A 16,680-nucleotide genomic window follows, 5' to 3' on the forward strand; every position below is an offset into this window, starting at 1 on the left:
ACGCCTTGAACTCGCCAAAATACTTCGTGATCGCTGCCGTCAACGACGTCTTGCCGTGGTCAACGTGACCAATCGTGCCAATGTTCACATGAGGCTTCGTGCGCTCGAATTTACCTTTTGCCATAGTCTCTTTCCTTGGGCGCGTGGACCTTGGTTCAGTCGAATGCGGGGCGATTAGCGACAAAGGCCCAAAAACACAAGCGTCTTTTGGCCAATGCCACCGGGTCGGGCGCGTTCGGCTCGATCAGTTGCAGGTCCGGTTGAGGATGTGCCCCTAATATAGGGAATGATTTCACCATTGAAATAGCCGCATGAGACAAGGGCCAGGGCCTTCTCCGGCAATTCCTCACATCGTTCGGTATTTAACCAATAACGTAACTCGCCTTTGAATTGTTGCTTGCGAAAATCACACGGTAAGAGTGAGGAAATTCCATGTACCGCAAGTTGAAAGTCATCGCCATTCTAGCTGCCGCTGCAGGCTCTAGCCTGCCCGCATTTTCACAGGACTACCTACCGGAACAACGGCTGAGGCCGGGCCAGGAAAGCTCGATCCAGTCGTCGATAACGATCATGGTTCCGCTTGACGAAACCAAGGGCACTGAGGCCCAGCAGGAAGAGGCGCTGAAATCGTTCTATGCCATCGCGTCCAGAAGCTGCGACGTCGTCCTAGATACGGTGGCGAAGGCGTGTGAAATTTCCAGAATCACAACCAACACGCGGACAGACGACACCGGCATGCGTGTCAGCCGCCTCACCTTGACCGGTCAGATTGTGATGAAGGTGTCATTCAAACCGTCAGCAAACAAGGCGCCGGAATAGGAAAGGCCTTTAGCCGGTTTTTGGAGCGGGTGAAGGGAATCGAACCCTCGTATTCAGCTTGGAAGGCTGCTGCTCTACCATTGAGCTACACCCGCGCCGCTTGGTCTCCGGTCCGGCAGTGGTGGAGGGGGTTGGATTCGAACCAACGTAGGCTAAGCCAACGGATTTACAGTCCGTCCCCTTTAACCACTCGGGCACCCCTCCAGTCTGCCGACGGAGCCTTGCTGCGAGGCATTTTGCCGATCCCGGAAAACATTCCCGCAGCCCGAAATCCGCGAAGCGCCTTATGGCCGCAAGGTTCTGGAGTGTCAACCGCGAAGCAGGCCTTTTTCGTCGCAGTTCTTATCCCACCGCCAACGGCCATAGGCAAAGCACGGCGACACCGCTATAGAACCGCCATGAACGATACCAAAAAGCCCGGCAAACTCCCCGGAACGCCAAAAGATTCCCACTATGCAAAACTGAGACGCGCACACCGCGACGAGAAAGCCGGTGGCACGCCTGCTTTCCGTCAACGCCACAAACTGCCGCCGGGCGAACAGGCGGAAGACGGGCTGGTGCGGCTCTATGGGCTGCACACCGTGCGTGCCGCGCTGGACAATCCTCGCCGCAAGATCCGCAAGATGCTGGTAACGCGCAACGCGGCCGAACGCCTTGGCATCGACGACATTGCCGCCCTGCCCTTCACAGCGGAACTTGCCGAGCCGCGCGACATCGACAAGATCACGGGTTCCGATGCGGTGCACCAGGGCGTCCTGATCGAAGCCGAACCGCTCAAGCCAAAACGGCTGGATGCGCTGGGCGACACAAAGCTCGTGCTGGTGCTCGACCAGGTTACCGACCCGCACAATGTCGGCGCGATCCTGCGCTCGGCAGTCGCCTTCGGCGCGGGCGCGCTGATCACCACCACGCGCCACAGTCCAACCGAATCCGGCGTGCTGGCGAAGTCAGCATCCGGCGCGCTCGAACACATCGACCAGATCGAGGTGCGCAATCTTGCCGATGCGCTTGGGCAGTTGCACGAAGCCGGCTTCCAGACCATCGGCCTTGATTCCGACGGACCTGCCGAATTGGAAAAGACCTTTTCGGGTGAGAAAATTGCGCTGGTGCTGGGCGCGGAAGGCAAAGGGCTGCGGCAGAAGACCCGCGAAACCGTCACCGCGCTGGCACGCCTCGACATGCCGGGAGCCATCCGCTCGCTCAATGTCTCAAACGCCACTGCCGTCGCGCTCTATGCGGCGAGGAAATTCCTGAAATAGACGCAGGCGGCGAACGCACCCCCGTTGGGAACGGAACCGGGCACCCGTTCGCCACCTGCTTTACCGGCTATGCAACGTCGTGCCCGGCCATCCGCTCCAGCGCCTTGACCAGACCGGAGTGATCGTCCTTTCCTCCGCCATTGGCAGAGCAGGAATTGAAGAGTTGCTGCGTCGTCGAGGTGTTGGGCAGCGAGACGCCGAGCGACTTCGCGCCCTCCAGCGCAAGGTTCAGGTCTTTCTGGTGCAGCTCGATGCGGAAGCCGGGCGCAAAGGTGCGCTTGATCATGCGCTCGCCGTGAACCTCGAGAATGCGCGACGAGGCGAGCCCGCCCATCAGCGCCTGACGTACCTTGGCCGGATCGGCACCCGCCTTTGAGGCAAACACCAGCGCCTCAGCCACCGCCTCGATGGTCAACGCAACCACGATCTGGTTCGCCACCTTGGTGGTCTGGCCAACGCTGTTCGGACCCACAAGCGTGATGTTCTTGCCCATCTTCTCGAACACCGGCTTCGCCCGTTCGAAAGGCTTTTCCTCGCCGCCAACCATGATGGTCAACGATGCCGCCTTGGCCCCCACTTCGCCACCGGACACAGGCGCGTCGAGATAGTCGCAGCCAAGCGCATTCACCTTCCTGGCGAACTCCTTGGTGGCGATCGGCGAGATCGAACTCATGTCCACCACGAGCTTGCCCTTGGACAGACCCGAGGCGACGCCGTTTTCGCCAAACAGCACCTCATCCACCTGCGGCGTGTCGGGCACCATGGTGATGATGATGTCGGCGGCCTTGGCGACAGCGCTGTTGCCGGTAACGGTCTTCAGGCCCTTGGCGACAAGGTCCGCCGGAGCCTTCGACCTATGGTCGGTGCTGATAACCGTATAGCCGGCATCCAGAAGGTGCCCCGCCATCGGCGCGCCCATGATGCCAAGGCCGATGAAGCCGATCTTTTCCATTGTTCTTCTCCGATAGTCTTTTCAATCAGGCGGCGACGCTGCCCTTGCCCGCGAACGGCTTGAACCAGCCAAGCCCTGCTTCGGTGCCGGCATTCGGTTTGTACTCTGCGCCGATCCAACCCGAGTATCCGAGACGGTCGATCAGGTCGTAAAGGAACGGATAGTTGATCTCGCCCGTACCCGGCTCATGACGGCCGGGGTTGTCCGCAAGCTGGATATGCGCGATGCGGCCAAGGTTCGCCTCTATTGTACGGGCGATATCCCCCTCCATGATCTGCATGTGATAGATGTCGTATTGCAAATGGAGGTTCGGCGAGCCGACCTTCTCGATCAGGTCCAGTCCCTGCTTTGTATTGGTCAGGAAAAAGCCCGGAATGTCGCGCGTATTGATCGGCTCGATCAGCAGGCGGATACCGGCCCCTCCAAGCTTTTCAGCGGCAAATTTGAGGTTGGCGACAAACACCTTTTCCAGTTCCTCGCGGGCGACGCCAGCCGGTGCGATGCCGGCAAGACAGTTCACCTGCGGGCAACCCAGCGCCTTGGCATAGGTGATGACTTTGTCGACGCCGGCGCGAAACTCATCGACCCGGTCAGGCAATACGGCGATGCCGCGCTCGCCCTTGGCCCAGTCGCCCGAGGGGACGTTGAACAGGACCTGGCTGAGGCCGTTCTTGTTCAGTCGCGCGGCCACCACGTCCGGCGCATGGTCGTAGGGACCGAGATATTCGACGCCCTTGAAGCCTGCGCGGGCTGCCGCATCGAAGCGGTCAAGAAAATCGTACTCGTTGAAGAGCATGGAAAGATTGGCTGAAAACCGTGGCATGGCAGTAATTCCTCACAAACTGAATCAATCGAGCAAAAGGATCGCGGATGGCGCGTCCTCATTCCGTTCGGCAAGCTCTTCGAATTCGGTGATGTTGTCGATCTCGGTGCCCATCGAAATATTGGTGACACGCTCGAGGATGAACTCAAGCACGACCGGCACCTGATGTTCCTTCATCAGACGGTCGGCTTCGGCAAAGGCGTTGGCAAACTCCTCCGGCTTGCGAACGCGGATCGCCTTGCAGCCCATCGCCTCGGCAACAGCGACATGATCGACGCCATAACCAGCCTCGGCGTCACCGGAGGCATTGACGTTTTCGAAGGCGAGGCTGACCTCGTAGTCCATCGAGAAACCGCGCTGCGCCTGGCGGATAAGGCCTAGATAGGCGTTGTTCACCAGTATGTGGATGTAGGGCAGCTTGTGCTGGGCGCCGACTGCCAGTTCCTCGATCATGAACTGGAAATCGTAGTCGCCCGACAAGGCAACGATGTTTGCATCGGGACGCGCCGCACGAACGCCGAGCGCCGCCGGCAGCGTCCAGCCGAGAGGTCCGGCCTGGCCGCAATTGATCCAGTTGCGCGGCTTGTAGACGTGCAGGAACTGCGCGCCGGCAATCTGGCTGAGGCCGATGGTGGTAACGAAGGTGGTGTCGCGGCCAAACGCCTTGGTCATCTCCTCATAGACGCGCTGCGGCTTCAGCGGCACCTGGTCGAAGTGGGTCTTGCGCTTCATGGTCTTCTTGCGCTGCTGGCACTCCTTGGCCCAGCCGGACCAATCCCGCAACTTGCCGGCCGTCTTCCACTCCGTGGCGACATCCAGCAGCATCTTCAAAGCTGCGCCTGCATCCGAAACGAAGCCAAGATCGGGTGCGAAGACGCGGCCAATCTGCGTCGGCTCGATATCGACGTGAACGAACTTCTTGCCCTGGGTGTATTTTTCGACCGAACCGGTATGCCGGTTTGCCCAGCGATTGCCGATACCCAGCACGAAATCCGATGCCAGCATCGTCGCGTTGCCGTAGCGGTGCGAAGTTTGCAGGCCGCACATGCCGGCCATCAGGCGGTGGTCGTCCGGGATGGTGCCCCAACCCATCAGGGTCGGGATGACCGGAACGCCGGTGATCTCCGCGAACTCGATGAGAAGGTCTGACGCATCGGCATTGATGATGCCGCCGCCTGCAACGATCAGCGGCTTTTCCGCCTCGTTCAGCATCGACAATGCCTTTTCGGCCTGCGCGCGCGTCAGCGCCGGCTTGAAGACCTGCAACGGCTCATAGGCGTCGATGTCGAACTCGATCTCGGCCAACTGGACATCGACCGGCAGGTCGACCAGCACCGGGCCGGGCCTTGACGAGCGCATCAGGTGAAATGCCTTCTGCAGCACCATCGGAACCAGATAAGGCTCCATGACGGTGACGGCCCATTTGCTGACCGGAGCCGCGATGGCCGCGATATCGACCGCCTGGAAATCTTCCTTGTTGAGACGGGCGCGCGGCGCCTGCCCGGTGATGCACAGGATCGGGATCGAATCTGCGGAGGCCGAATAAAGGCCGGTGATCATGTCGGTTCCGGCCGGGCCGGATGTGCCGATGCACACGCCGATATTGCCTGCCTTGGCCCGGGTGTAACCTTCCGCCATGTGCGAAGCGCCCTCGACGTGGCGCGCCAGCACGTGGCGGACCGTGCCCCGCGCCTTCAAGGCCGAATAGAGCGGGTTGATGGCGGCTCCCGGCACGCCGAAGGCACATGAAATACCTTCCTTTTCGAGAACGAGAACGGCGGCATCGACGGCGCGCATCCGGGCCATGGCAGTATCCTCCATCGGAGATGATCTTGATGACCTCGACTCTGCCATTCGCCATGCGATTTTTCAATTTTTTCAAAATAATTTTTCATTTCTAGAAAAACAGCTCAACATACTGAATAGGCTAGTATTTTCGTTTTTCAATTTACACCCCTGGAAACAGAATAAAATATTTTTTCATTGCGCGATCAGAAAACTCGGTCAATATGCGGAAATGGATACGGTCGAAAAACGCCAGCGTGGGCGTCCGCGCTCTTTCAACGCTTCTGCCGAAACAGGTTCGGTGCAAGCGCTGGACCGCGCGCTGCGCATTCTGGCCATCGTGGCGGAAGGCAGTGGGCTTTCACTGAGCGAGATCGCCGATAGTTCCGGTATTGCCGCGTCCACTGCCTACCGGATGCTGACCACGCTCGAGAACCACGGCATGGTCGAGTTCGACAAGACCGAACAGCTCTGGTCGATCGGCGTCGAAACCTACCGCATGGGATCGGCCTTCCTGCGCAGCCGCAAGCTGGTCGACCGCGCCCGCATCGTCATGCAGGATCTCATGGAAAAGACCGGGGAAACGTCGAACCTCGGTGTCACTGAGGATGATTGCGTGGTTTTCGTCAGTCAGGTCGAAACCCACCAGGCAATCCGCGCATTCTTCAGACCGGGCACCCGAACGGCGTTTCACGCCTCGGGCATCGGCAAGGCAGTGCTGGCGCATCTGGACGAAGAGCGCGTTGCGGCAATCATCAAGAAGGCGGGCCTGGAGGCCTTCACCGAAAAGACGCTTTCGACGCTGCCCGCCCTCACCCGCAACCTGGCGGAGATCAAGACACGCGGCTGGTCGGTCGATGATGAGGAACGCAACCTCGGCATGCGCTGTGTCGCGGCCGCCATTTTCAACGAGTTTGGAGAACCTGTCGGGGGTGTCTCCGTGTCAGGCCCCACGGTTCGGGTAACGCCCGAGCGCCTGGGTGAAATCGGCCCTGCCGTGCGCAAGGCGGCTGCGGAAATAACCGCGATGGTTGGCGGCAAGGTGGTCTGACGCCGGCTGTCCTTGCCTCAACTACAAGCGCCTTTTGCTACCACCACCCGATTCCTGTGACGTGATGCAGGTAGAAGGCAAGCACAACAAATCCGATCATGGTCGCGATGCCTGTCCAGTCGATGTTCTTGCGCCTCACCAGCCGCAGGACGTTGAGCAGAACCAGCCAGACAGCCAGAACGATCAAGGCAATCACGACAATTCGGATCATCGAGGTCCCTCTATTCCGGGGTTATGCGACCAACACAGGATGTAGGAAGCAATCGCCGGATTTTCATGCTCGAATGTGGTTGAAGCTGCTGCGTCGGGACATTTGTCTTTACTGGAGCGGCAAATATGCTAACCGGAGCGCGATGCCCTTGTAGCTCAGCTGGTAGAGCAGCGGTTTTGTAAACCGAAGGTCGCGGGTTCGATTCCTGCCGGGGGCACCAGCTTCATACTCGCATCAAGTGCATCTCATGGCCCGGCGGCTTCTATCGCCGGCCAAGGCCTCAGCTTTGATGAACGCCAGATGAATGGCTCGTTCAGCTTCAGCCAAGCGAACGCTCGCTAGCATTGCATTGCCGTGGTGGGGGCATCTCGGCAAGCCCTGCCCTGGAGCCGACGAATTTGCTCTCGGGCGGGGCTTTTCTTTGCAGGCACTATCTTGAGCGCGGCTACATTGCCCGTCTTGTCGGGCATGGCGCTCGGGCCGCCTCGCCGCAGTTCGATGCCGTTGATTGGGGCCTTGCGCTCAGCGCATCGGATTGGCGGGTCAATCCGGCAAAGGCGAGCGCGAAAACTCCCATGAGGAGAACAACGATTGTCATGCGCATGAACGGCAAGGCAATTTCCTGTCGGCTAGGCCCCCGCCTGGCTTCCAGTTCGCTTAGCATGAGAACCAGGCCTTTATAAGAAATTAAGAGGAATCTTAACCTCGGTGACCATTTGTAGCAGGCAATGACCGTTCCTGTGCCCGGCAGGGCAAAGTTCGCGTCACTTTGCAGGCATCGCAACCCATGCTACGCCGCGAACGCATCGAAACTGGACCTTCCTTCGAAAAGCCATGACCAAAGCGCCAGCCCGGTTTGCGTTCATCTCGTCGGACACGCCCGACGCCAAAGCCGCGTTGCAGGAGCTTTCGGCCCAGTACGGCAATGTCGGCGTGGACAAGGCGGAAATCGTCATTGCGCTCGGCGGCGACGGGTTCCTGCTGCAGACGCTGCGCGACACCATGAGCACCGGCAAGAAAGTGTTCGGGATGAACCGGGGCACCATCGGTTTCTTGATGAACGAATACCACATGGATGCGCTGCCCGAGCGCATCGGCGCCGCAATCTCCGAAACCATACGGCCGCTCGAAATGCAGGCGGTCACCACGGCAGGGGAAACGGTAACCGCGCTTGCCATCAACGAGGTGGCGCTATGGCGTCAATCCTACCAGACCGCCAAGATCCGCATTACCGTAGACGACCAGTTGCGCATGGCCGAGTTGAGTTGCGATGGCGTCATGGTGGCGACGCCCGCCGGCTCCACCGCCTACAACCTCTCTGCCCACGGGCCTATCCTGCCGCTGGACGCGCAATTGCTTGCCCTGACCCCGGTCAGCCCGTTTCGTCCGCGTAGCTGGCGCGGCGCGCTGTTGCCCAACAGGGCAGTCGTTCAATTCGACATACTTGAAGCGGACAAGCGGCCAGTGAACGCGGCAGCCGACCATACCGAAGTCAAGGGCGTGGCGAGCGTGGTCATTCGCCAGTCGCCGACAGCGACAGCAACGCTGCTTTTCGATCCCAGCCATTCCTGGAACGAGCGAATCCTGACCGAACAATTCAGATATTGATGGTTCACAGCCAGAAAATCGGCGGCGTGAATTAAGAATACAACGCTGCAATCCCAGCATTTCCGCCCGTTTGTGTTGACAAATCGCGGACTTGCGCATATCGGCATCCCATTGTCGCGTATGCGAGGCGCAGGCCGCAACGTAGCCGCCGCGCTCCCAGAACAAGCTAAAGACAGCAATCGATTTGTCCTCAGACACCCAGACCGCCCAAGAGGCGTTGACTTTCACGGACCTTGGCCTGTCGCCCAAGGTGCTTTCCGCAGTTGCAGACGCCGGCTATACGCAGCCGACGCCAATCCAGGCAGGCGCCATTCCGCACGCATTGGTTGGCAAGGACGTTCTCGGCATCGCCCAGACCGGCACCGGAAAGACCGCTGCGTTCGTGCTGCCGATGATTACGCGCCTCGAAAAAGGCCGCGCCCGCGCCCGCATGCCGCGCACGCTGATCCTCGAGCCCACACGCGAGTTGGCCGCGCAGGTCGAAGAAAACTTCGTCAAATACGGCAAGAACCACAAGCTGAACATCGCCCTTTTGATCGGCGGCGTTTCGTTTGACGAGCAGGACAAGAAGCTGGAGCGCGGCGCCGACGTGCTGATCGCAACGCCGGGACGCCTGCTCGACCACCGCGAGCGCGGCAAGCTCTTGCTCAACGGCGTCGATATCCTCGTCATCGACGAGGCCGACCGCATGCTCGACATGGGCTTCATCCCCGACATCGAGCGCATCTGCGAGATGATCCCGTTCACGCGCCAGACTTTGTTCTTCTCGGCAACCATGCCGCCCGAAATCACCAAGCTCACGGAAAAATTCTTGCAGGCTCCGGTGCGCGTCGAAGTCGCCAAGGCGGCAAGCACGGCAACGACCGTGACGCAGCGGCTGGTCAAATCCGGGACGAAACCCTGGAACAAGCGCGAAGTGCTGCGCAACCTGATCCGGCAGGAAGAAGACGGCTTGAAGAACGCCATCATCTTCTGCAACCGCAAGGTCGAGGTTTCGGAACTTTTCCGCTCGCTGACCAAGCACGACTTCAATGCCGGCGCACTGCATGGCGACATGGACCAGCGCGCGCGCATGACCATGTTGAGCAATTTCCGCGACGGCAAGCTGAAGCTGCTCGTCGCCTCCGATGTCGCCGCGCGCGGCCTCGACATTCCTGACGTCAGCCACGTCTTCAACTACGATGTGCCGATCCATGCGGAAGACTATGTTCACCGCATCGGCCGCACGGGACGAGCCGGCCGGTCCGGCAAGTCCTTCACCATCGCCACTCGCGCCGACACCAAATATGTCGATGCGATCGAGCGGCTGATCGGCCAGACCATCGAATGGCATGACGGCGATCTCTCGACCGTCGTCGTCAGCGACGACGAGCATGATGCACCTCGCCGCGGCCGTGGCGCTCCCCGCAGAGCCGGCCGCAAGGAAGAAGGCAGCCGGGATCGCAAGCCGCGTCGCGAGCATGACGCCCCCACGACCGATGCCGCGAAGCCGGAACCGGTTGAAGCGGTTGCTGCCGAAACGGCCTCTGCCGAGAACACGGAGCGCCATGAGCGCAAGCAGGCGATCCGCGCCGACAACAACGACCGCAGGAATTCGTCCGAGCGTAATCGCAACGATGTGAGGCCTCAGCGCGGCGGTCGTTCCGACCGGCATCGCGAGGAAGACAACGACTCGACCGTGGGCTTTGGCGAAGACGTTCCCGCCTTCATGCGCATCGTCGCCAAGGTCTGAACCGCGCAAAGTTCGCAAGCCAAACACCGGCACGGCAAAGCGGCCAGCCGGGTCGCTGCTTTCTCAGAGTACGAATTGAGCAAGCTATAGCGTGGCGTCGGTCCAGCGCACGATCTGCGTTGCCACATCGCCGAACGCCCGGTCGAGCGCCGCGACATAAGCCTGGTTGCCGCCTCCCGAAACGGGCGCAGACGCCGTAAAATTCCTTGCCGCTCGGACTTCCCCATTGCGATCGTTGAGCAGGCGCACATAGAGCTCGACCACGGCGCGATCGCCCCCGACGACACGCACGTCGAAGGAGCGGATTTCGGCGATGACCTGATAGTCGATCGCCAGCCCCTCGCCCGGCTTGCCGACACCGGCGAAGCTCCCAGAGCGTTGGAATGTTTCGGCCAGCCGCGCCTGCACGATCAGCGGCAAGCGGTCGGCCCACTGCGCGCCTTTCAGGTACTGGATCGAGCCGTCCTTCGGCTTGATGACGATGTTCTGGCCATCGAATGCCTTGAGCGCCGCAGGCTCAGCGATCAGGATCTGCCGGCGGCTATGGCCCTTCGCCTCAACGGCCGGCGCAGAAAGCTCGAACGTATCCAGAGGCGCTGGCCCGCCACCCGGCAAGGCCGCGCAGCCGGAAAGCCCGACGGCAAACAGCACGGCCACGAAAGAAGCTCTGACAGCCTTCACGAAGTTTCCCCGGTCTGCTGCGGCCGCGCCTGATGCAAACATGCGGTCGGTGCGGCATGGCCCTCAACCGGCGGTTTTGTGCGGTGATTGGACGGCAATGTCAACGTCGCACCCTTCCATCATACTGGCGCACCTCGCCGTCCCCGCCTGACAGGATGCGTTGCGGGTTGCGCTGAAGGTCGGTCACCGCCTGCTCGATGCGGTTGATCGAGCGGCGGCTGTCCTGAACGAGCGCCTCGACGTCCTGAAGCCCCTGCCCTGAGAAGCGGGCAAGATTGTCGGTGATCGTGCCCAGCCGTGCATTCAGCGTATCGGCCACCTGCTTGAACGACTTCAGCGTCTCGCGCGCATCGGCCATCACGCCATTGGCCTCGCCGGAGCCAAGCAGCGTGTCCACCTTGGCCAATATGCCGTCTACGCGCACCGAGGCGTTGTTGAGGCGCTCGGCCAGTTGTTTGGCATCGCTGATGGTCTGGTCGATATCGTCGGCACGGTCGCCGAACTTCTTCGTAACCGAGGCGATGTCGCTCGCGGCCTTGTTGGCGTTCTCGCTCGCGCTCTTGATGTTGGTGAGGGCTTCGCGCACGTCGTTCGGATTGACACCGTCCAGCACGCCGTCAACCTTGGCCAGCGTGCCTTGCGTCTTCTGAGCAAAATCGTTGATCGACGCCACTGCCGTGTTCACGCCCTTGATCACGCCGTCGAATTGGTCCCCGGACTGCTTGAGGTTTTTGGTGAAAGTGTCGATGTTGGCGACGATCTCCTTCACCCGATCCTTGTCGACCGAGTTCAGCAGGCCCTCCGCCGCCTTGAGCGTGCCGTCAAGCTTGCCCGACACACCCTGCAATTCCTCCGACAACGCGCTGACGCTGGTCAGGAACTTGTCGATGCCATCGGCATTCTTTGCCAAGGCATCGGAAAACTTCTGCGCGTTTTCGACGGTTTTGGTCAAAGGTCCGCGCACGTCGCTGGTGAAGCCTTCCAGCTGCGACAGAACCTTGTCGGCGCGCGTGAATATGTCCTGCGCGGTCTGCAACAGGTTGGTCACAGCAGAAGGATTGGCCGTTATCTCCGCGATCTTGTTTTGCGCTTCCGCGTCATCAAGCAGCTTGGTTTCGCGCGGATCGGCACCCTTCAGTTCGATGTTCGCCTGCCCGGTCAATCCGGCAAGGCCGATGTCGGCTTGGGTGGACTTGGTAATCGGCGTCAGCCGATCCACTTCGGTATCCGCAATCGCGACAGTCGGGTTGTCTACGTCGATGTAGACGCGACGGACATCACCAACCTTGACGCCGTTGAACAGCACGAAGCTGCCGCGTGCGAGGCCCGATGCGGAGCCCGGAATGCGCACCCGCAGCAGCGCCGTCTCACCACGATCGCCGATGGCCGCCGTCCAGTAGACGAAGCCGAACGCTGCCAAAATCGCGGCCAGCGTAAAGATCCCGACAATGACGTAGTTGGCTCTGGTTTCCATTGGGCTGACTATCTTTGCTGTCGGACGGCAAGATCAAGCTGACGGGCGCGTTTTCCGCGAAAATAGGACTTTACCCACGGCTCTTCGCTTTTCAGCATGTCCTCGATGGTGCCTTCCACCATAACCTTCTTGTTGCCAAGCACGGCAACGCGGTCGCACGCGGTGAAAAGCGAATCGAGATCGTGCGTGACCATGTAGACGGTGAGCCCCATCGTATCGCGCAGCTTGACCACGAGTTCGTCGAACTCTGCCGCGCCGATGGGGTCGAGGCCGGAAGTGGGCTCATCCAGAAAAACAATATCGGGGTCGAGCGCCAGCGCACGCGCAAGCGCCGCGCGCTTGATCATGCCGCCGGAAAGCTCGGATGGAAACTTGCGCGCTGCGTCTGCCGGCAGGCCGACAAGCTCGATCTTGAGCATCGCCAGTTCATCCATGAGCTTCTTCGGCAGGTCGAGATATTCGCGCATCGGCACCTGGACGTTTTCCTGAACCGTCAGCGCCGAAAAAAGCGCCCCGTGCTGGAACAACACGCCAAGGCGCATATCGATCCGCAGGCGTTCAATGTCACTTGCCTTGTCGACATCGACGCCGAACAGCGTAATCGTGCCCGACTGCTTCTTGGTCAAACCCAGTATGGTTCTCAGCAGCACGGATTTGCCCGCGCCGGATGCGCCCACAAAGCCGAGGATTTCGCCGCGCCTGACTTCGAGCGAAAGCTTGTCCAGTATCACCTTCGAGCCGAATGCAACGGTAACGTCGCGCGCGGAAAGGACGACCTCATCGCTTCCTGAAACTGCGCTCGCCATGGTTTCGCCAGCCACCGCCATGTCAAAAATTGATCGCCGCGTAGAATATTGCGAACAGGCCATCGAGCACGATGACGACGAAGATCGATTTCACCACGGAGGCGGTTACGTGCTGGCCGAGCGATTCGGCGCTGCCGCCAACTTTCATTCCTTCTACCGAAGCAATCGTACCGATGATCATCGCCATGAATGGCGCCTTTATCAGCCCGGCGAAAATGGTGCTGAGATCTATGGCCACGCGAAGCCGGTCGATAAAGGCGGCGGGCGGAATATCGGAATAGAGCCACGCGGCCAGCATGCCGCCGCCGAGCGAAGCAAAGTTCGCCATTATGGTCAGGCACGGCAGCGCAATGACCAGGGCCACCAGACGCGGGAAAACCAGGACGCCAATCGGGTTGAGGCCGATGACCTTTAGCGCGTCGACCTCTTCGCGCATCTTCATCGAACCGATTTCGGCGGTAATCGCGCTGCCGGAGCGGCCGGCGATCATGATGGCGGTCAGAAGAACGCCCATCTCGCGCAGCACCAGCACGCCCACGAGGTCGACAACGAAAATATCGGCGCCGAAATAGCTGAGCTGGTAAGCGCCCTGCTGTGCAACGATGGCGCCGACGATGGCGGACATCAAAAGCACGACCGGGATTGCGCCCACGCCCATGCGGTCGATCTGGTTGAAGATTGCAGCAGGATTGACCGCGTGGCCTCGGCCGAGCTTCATCTGCGCGCCGCGTATCGTCGCGCCAAGGATGTTCATGGCGGCAAGGAAATCGTCGCGCATCTCGTAGACCCGGCGGCCAACCGCCTCCAGTCCCCGAATGACAATGTTGGGTGCGCGTTCGGGCCTTGATTCGTCAGACCGGGCCGCAGCGTCGCCCACAGCGCCAAGCAGGATGGCGGCGATTTCGCTTTCTCCCTGCATCGTCACGTTGACGCCGCGTGCCTTGTTGGCGCTCTGAAGCCTGTCGATCAGCCAGGCGCCCGCCGTATCCAGCTTTTCGATTCGCGAAAGGTCGAGCGTCAGCGTTTGAAAGCCGTTGCGTCTCTCGATCTTGCGCATCTCGGCATCGACATGTGCCACTGTGCGCGTTGTCCAGATGCCGGAAAACGCGCAGCCCAGCGTGCCGCCGTCCTCGCTCAGCGCGATGCGCGGCATATGATCTGCCTGCCTTGCAGCCGCCCTTCTTGCGTCGCGTTTGCCAATGGTCAACATGGCGCCCTGTTTAACCCGTTGGCGTTTGACTGTCGATTTGCAGAGGCCATCGCAAGCCCCTGATGGAGAAGAAAGATATGGCGCGTGTCATTTCGGTCGAGGCGGAACGGTTTCCCATCGCCGGCACCTTCACCATCTCGCGCGGTTCGAAGACCGAGGCCGAGGTCATCACCTGCACGATCACGGACGGGGCCCATTCAGGGCGCGGCGAATGCGTTCCCTACAAGCGCTATGGCGAAACAATGGAAAGTGTCCATGCCGCAATTGAGAGCATCAAGGGGCAACTGTCATCCGGGATGGACCGGCACGCCTTGATCAAGGCCATGCCGGCCGGCGCAGCCCGCAACGCAATCGACTGCGCCCTATGGGACCTCGAGGCAAAGGCCGGAGGCACCTCCGTTGCCGAGCGACTAGGCATCGTTCCCGTCCCGCTGGAAACGGCCTACACCTTGTCATTGGGTACGCCGGAATCGATGGCGGCGCAGGCACGCGCCAACGCCGTGCGCCCTCTCCTCAAGGTCAAGATCGGTGGCGACAACGACATTGTCCGCATCCGAGCGGTCGCGGAAGCGGCCCCTCGCTCGCGCATCATCCTCGATGCCAATGAAGGCTGGACCGACGACAACATCGTCGAAAACCTGGCGGCGGCGGCGGAACTCGGAGTGGCCCTTGTCGAACAGCCGCTGCCGGCAGGGCGCGACGGCATCCTGAAGAAAATTCCGCATCCGATACCGATCTGCGCCGACGAAAGCGTGCATGAAGCCCGCGACCTCGAAGCCCTTATCGGCCTTTACGATGCCGTCAACATCAAGCTCGACAAGGCTGGCGGGTTGACGGGAGCCCTGCTTTTGCGGGATCGCGCCCGCGAATTGGGGTTCGGCATCATGGTGGGCTGCATGGTCGGCACCTCGCTCGCCATGGCGCCGGCGGTGCTTTTGGCACAAGGTGCCGAATTCGTCGATCTGGATGGACCGCTGTTGCTCGCGGTGGACCGCGAACCCGGCCTCACCTATGAGGGATCGCTCGTCTCGCCGCCATCACAAGCGCTTTGGGGCTGAGCGCGCGGCAAGGCCAATGCATGCCAGGCCCACCAAGGCTACGGCTATCATCGCAAAGAAGCCGTCCACCCCGAACCGGTGGTAGATCGGCCCTGAAACCAGGGTCACCGCCGCCGTGCAAAAGCCGTTGCTGAAATAGGCAATGCCTTGGGCAGCCCCGGTCTGTTCCTCGGCAACGGTCTCGGCAATCATCTTCTGCAAGCCGATCAGGATCAGGGCCGTCGAAAGCGCGTGCAGCGTTTGCACGGCAAAGAAGCCAGCAACGCCAAGTCCCAAAGGCCAGATCAAGGGGAAAATCAGCCAGCGCACGACCGCGCCAACCCCCGCCAGCACCATCACCTTCACAACGGTCGATGAGGCAAAGAGCCTGTTGAAGAACAGGAACATGCCGATTTCGGCCGCAACGCCCCAGGCCCACAACAGGCCGATTATGGAATCGCTGATGCCGATGGACTTCCAGTAAATCGATACGAACCCGTACAGGAAGCCATGGCTGCCTATGAGAATGCCAGTGCCAGCCGCGAAGTAGAGAAAATAAGGATTGAGCAGCTTCGGCGCAGATACTTGCATGTCTGTCGCGGACAAGGGTGACGCGCGGCGCGGTGGGCCGAGGCGTGGGGCAAACAGGCCAGCGACCAATGCCGCGCAAAACGACAGGAATACGATCAGCGGCACCGATTGAGCGCCGGTGTGCGCCAGAATGAAGCCGCCGGCGAGATTTGCACAGAGGAACGATATCGAACCCCAAATGCGCATCCCGGTATAGTTCGCGCCATAGCGCCGGACCCCCGACAGCGCGATCGAATCGCCTATCGGCGAATGCGGCGTCCACACCACTGCCAGCGCGAGCGATACGGCCAAAACCAGTACGTAAGTGGGTTGCAGGAAGTAGCCTGCGGAGACGAGGACCGAGGCGGCGACGAGCGCGATATAGACATTTGCCCGGTCGCTGGCCCGATCGGCCATCGCAGTCAGGAACGGCGTCGTCACCACGCGCAGGAACATCGGCGCGGACAGGATCACCGCGACCTCTTCGGGACCAAAGCCGTTTTCGGTCAGCCAAAGCGGAAAATACGGGATGTAAATGCCGTTCGGGATCAGAAGCGTGAAGAAGATCGCGGCCATGCGCAATTCGAAATGGCGCGGCCTGATCTGCTGTTCTGACGAAAGCGGCGGCAGGGACATGAATTGAAACGATCCGACAAGCTGCC

The 16,680-nt window shown here is 60.7% G+C and carries 16 protein-coding genes and 3 tRNA genes; 7 read left to right on the top strand and 12 right to left on the bottom strand.

Going from position 1 to position 16,680, the window contains the following annotated elements; genetic code table 11:
* Nucleotides 1-124, bottom strand: a 124-nt coding sequence (locus ACODTY_RS21745) for a GTP-binding protein (protein WP_252815864.1), incomplete at its 3' end; no start/stop codon positions are given.
* Between the two features lie 308 nt (nucleotides 125-432).
* On the opposite strand from ACODTY_RS21745, the gene ACODTY_RS21750 reads away from it, so the two are divergent.
* Entirely contained in the window at nucleotides 433-819 is a 387-nt protein-coding gene (locus ACODTY_RS21750; RefSeq protein WP_488996271.1) for a hypothetical protein, read from the top strand.
* Between the two features lie 21 nt (nucleotides 820-840).
* Here ACODTY_RS21750 and ACODTY_RS21755 read toward each other — a convergent pair.
* Both ACODTY_RS21755 and ACODTY_RS21760 read right to left on the bottom strand, forming a co-directional pair.
* Nucleotides 841-914: transfer RNA gene (locus ACODTY_RS21755), tRNA-Gly, on the bottom strand.
* A gap of 24 nt (nucleotides 915-938) precedes the next feature.
* A tRNA-Tyr gene (locus ACODTY_RS21760) sits at nucleotides 939-1,023 on the bottom strand.
* 194 nt (nucleotides 1,024-1,217) lie between these two features.
* On the opposite strand from ACODTY_RS21760, the gene ACODTY_RS21765 reads away from it, so the two are divergent.
* Nucleotides 1,218-2,078 (top strand): TrmH family RNA methyltransferase, encoded by an 861-nt coding sequence (locus tag ACODTY_RS21765; protein ID WP_488996272.1) that lies wholly within the window; start codon nucleotides 1,218-1,220, stop codon nucleotides 2,076-2,078.
* Between the two features lie 67 nt (nucleotides 2,079-2,145).
* Here ACODTY_RS21765 and ACODTY_RS21770 read toward each other — a convergent pair whose 3' ends face one another.
* From ACODTY_RS21770 to gcl, 3 genes are read right to left on the bottom strand one after another with little or no spacing between them, the layout of a single operon-like run.
* A complete protein-coding gene (locus ACODTY_RS21770) occupies nucleotides 2,146-3,030 on the bottom strand; it encodes a 2-hydroxy-3-oxopropionate reductase (protein ID WP_488996273.1) in 885 nt (294 codons plus the stop codon).
* A gap of 25 nt (nucleotides 3,031-3,055) precedes the next feature.
* Nucleotides 3,056-3,853, bottom strand: a complete 798-nt coding sequence (gene otnI / locus ACODTY_RS21775) for a 2-oxo-tetronate isomerase (protein WP_488996274.1) — start codon at nucleotides 3,851-3,853, stop codon at nucleotides 3,056-3,058.
* Between the two features lie 24 nt (nucleotides 3,854-3,877).
* Nucleotides 3,878-5,659, bottom strand: a complete 1,782-nt coding sequence (gene gcl, locus ACODTY_RS21780) for a glyoxylate carboligase (RefSeq protein WP_488996275.1) — start codon at nucleotides 5,657-5,659, stop codon at nucleotides 3,878-3,880.
* Nucleotides 5,660-5,870: 211 nt separating this feature from the next.
* Between gcl and bhcR the strand changes: the two genes are divergently transcribed.
* Entirely contained in the window at nucleotides 5,871-6,689 is an 819-nt protein-coding gene (bhcR, locus tag ACODTY_RS21785) for an HTH-type transcriptional regulator BhcR (protein WP_488996296.1), read from the top strand.
* A gap of 37 nt (nucleotides 6,690-6,726) precedes the next feature.
* On the opposite strand, the gene ACODTY_RS21790 is transcribed toward bhcR, so the two are convergent.
* The gene (locus ACODTY_RS21790; protein WP_488996276.1) at nucleotides 6,727-6,900 is read right to left on the bottom strand and encodes a hypothetical protein; all 174 of its coding nucleotides are present in this window, start codon (nucleotides 6,898-6,900) and stop codon (nucleotides 6,727-6,729) included.
* 144 nt (nucleotides 6,901-7,044) lie between these two features.
* Between ACODTY_RS21790 and ACODTY_RS21795 the strand changes: the two genes are divergently transcribed.
* The 3 genes from ACODTY_RS21795 to ACODTY_RS21805 all read left to right on the top strand — a co-directional run bounded on the left by ACODTY_RS21795 (nucleotide 7,045) and on the right by ACODTY_RS21805 (nucleotide 10,240).
* A tRNA-Thr gene (locus tag ACODTY_RS21795) sits at nucleotides 7,045-7,120 on the top strand.
* A 614-nt stretch (nucleotides 7,121-7,734) separates the two neighbouring features.
* Nucleotides 7,735-8,508: an NAD kinase gene (locus ACODTY_RS21800; protein ID WP_488996277.1), complete on the top strand. Its 774-nt coding sequence runs from the start codon at nucleotides 7,735-7,737 to the stop codon at nucleotides 8,506-8,508.
* 184 nt (nucleotides 8,509-8,692) lie between these two features.
* Entirely contained in the window at nucleotides 8,693-10,240 is a 1,548-nt protein-coding gene (locus ACODTY_RS21805; RefSeq protein WP_488996278.1) for a DEAD/DEAH box helicase, read from the top strand.
* Nucleotides 10,241-10,324: 84 nt separating this feature from the next.
* On the opposite strand, the gene ACODTY_RS21810 is transcribed toward ACODTY_RS21805, so the two are convergent.
* The 4 genes from ACODTY_RS21810 to ACODTY_RS21825 form a co-directional block, all read right to left on the bottom strand.
* Nucleotides 10,325-10,921, bottom strand: a complete 597-nt coding sequence (locus ACODTY_RS21810; RefSeq protein WP_488996279.1) for an ABC-type transport auxiliary lipoprotein family protein — start codon at nucleotides 10,919-10,921, stop codon at nucleotides 10,325-10,327.
* Between the two features lie 100 nt (nucleotides 10,922-11,021).
* The gene (locus ACODTY_RS21815; protein ID WP_488996280.1) at nucleotides 11,022-12,395 is read right to left on the bottom strand and encodes an MlaD family protein; all 1,374 of its coding nucleotides are present in this window, start codon (nucleotides 12,393-12,395) and stop codon (nucleotides 11,022-11,024) included.
* An 8-nt stretch (nucleotides 12,396-12,403) separates the two neighbouring features.
* Nucleotides 12,404-13,201: an ABC transporter ATP-binding protein gene (locus tag ACODTY_RS21820; protein WP_488996281.1), complete on the bottom strand. Its 798-nt coding sequence runs from the start codon at nucleotides 13,199-13,201 to the stop codon at nucleotides 12,404-12,406.
* 22 nt (nucleotides 13,202-13,223) lie between these two features.
* Nucleotides 13,224-14,411 carry an ABC transporter permease gene (locus tag ACODTY_RS21825; protein WP_488996282.1) on the bottom strand — a complete coding sequence of 396 codons (1,188 nt, stop codon included), beginning with the start codon at nucleotides 14,409-14,411 and terminating at the stop codon, nucleotides 13,224-13,226.
* A 77-nt stretch (nucleotides 14,412-14,488) separates the two neighbouring features.
* Here ACODTY_RS21825 and dgcA point away from each other — a divergent pair, with 77 nt between their 5' ends.
* Complete coding sequence (gene dgcA / locus ACODTY_RS21830) at nucleotides 14,489-15,469, top strand: N-acetyl-D-Glu racemase DgcA (RefSeq protein ID WP_488996283.1); 981 nt, start codon at nucleotides 14,489-14,491, stop codon at nucleotides 15,467-15,469.
* Here the strand turns inward: dgcA and ACODTY_RS21835 are convergent.
* Nucleotides 15,449-16,654 (bottom strand): MFS transporter, encoded by a 1,206-nt coding sequence (locus tag ACODTY_RS21835; protein WP_488996284.1) that lies wholly within the window; start codon nucleotides 16,652-16,654, stop codon nucleotides 15,449-15,451. The two genes, dgcA and ACODTY_RS21835, sit on opposite strands and share 21 nt — an antisense overlap.
* Nucleotides 16,655-16,680 lie beyond the last annotated feature (26 nt).

Source organism: Mesorhizobium sp. FG116 (assembly GCF_057809835.1).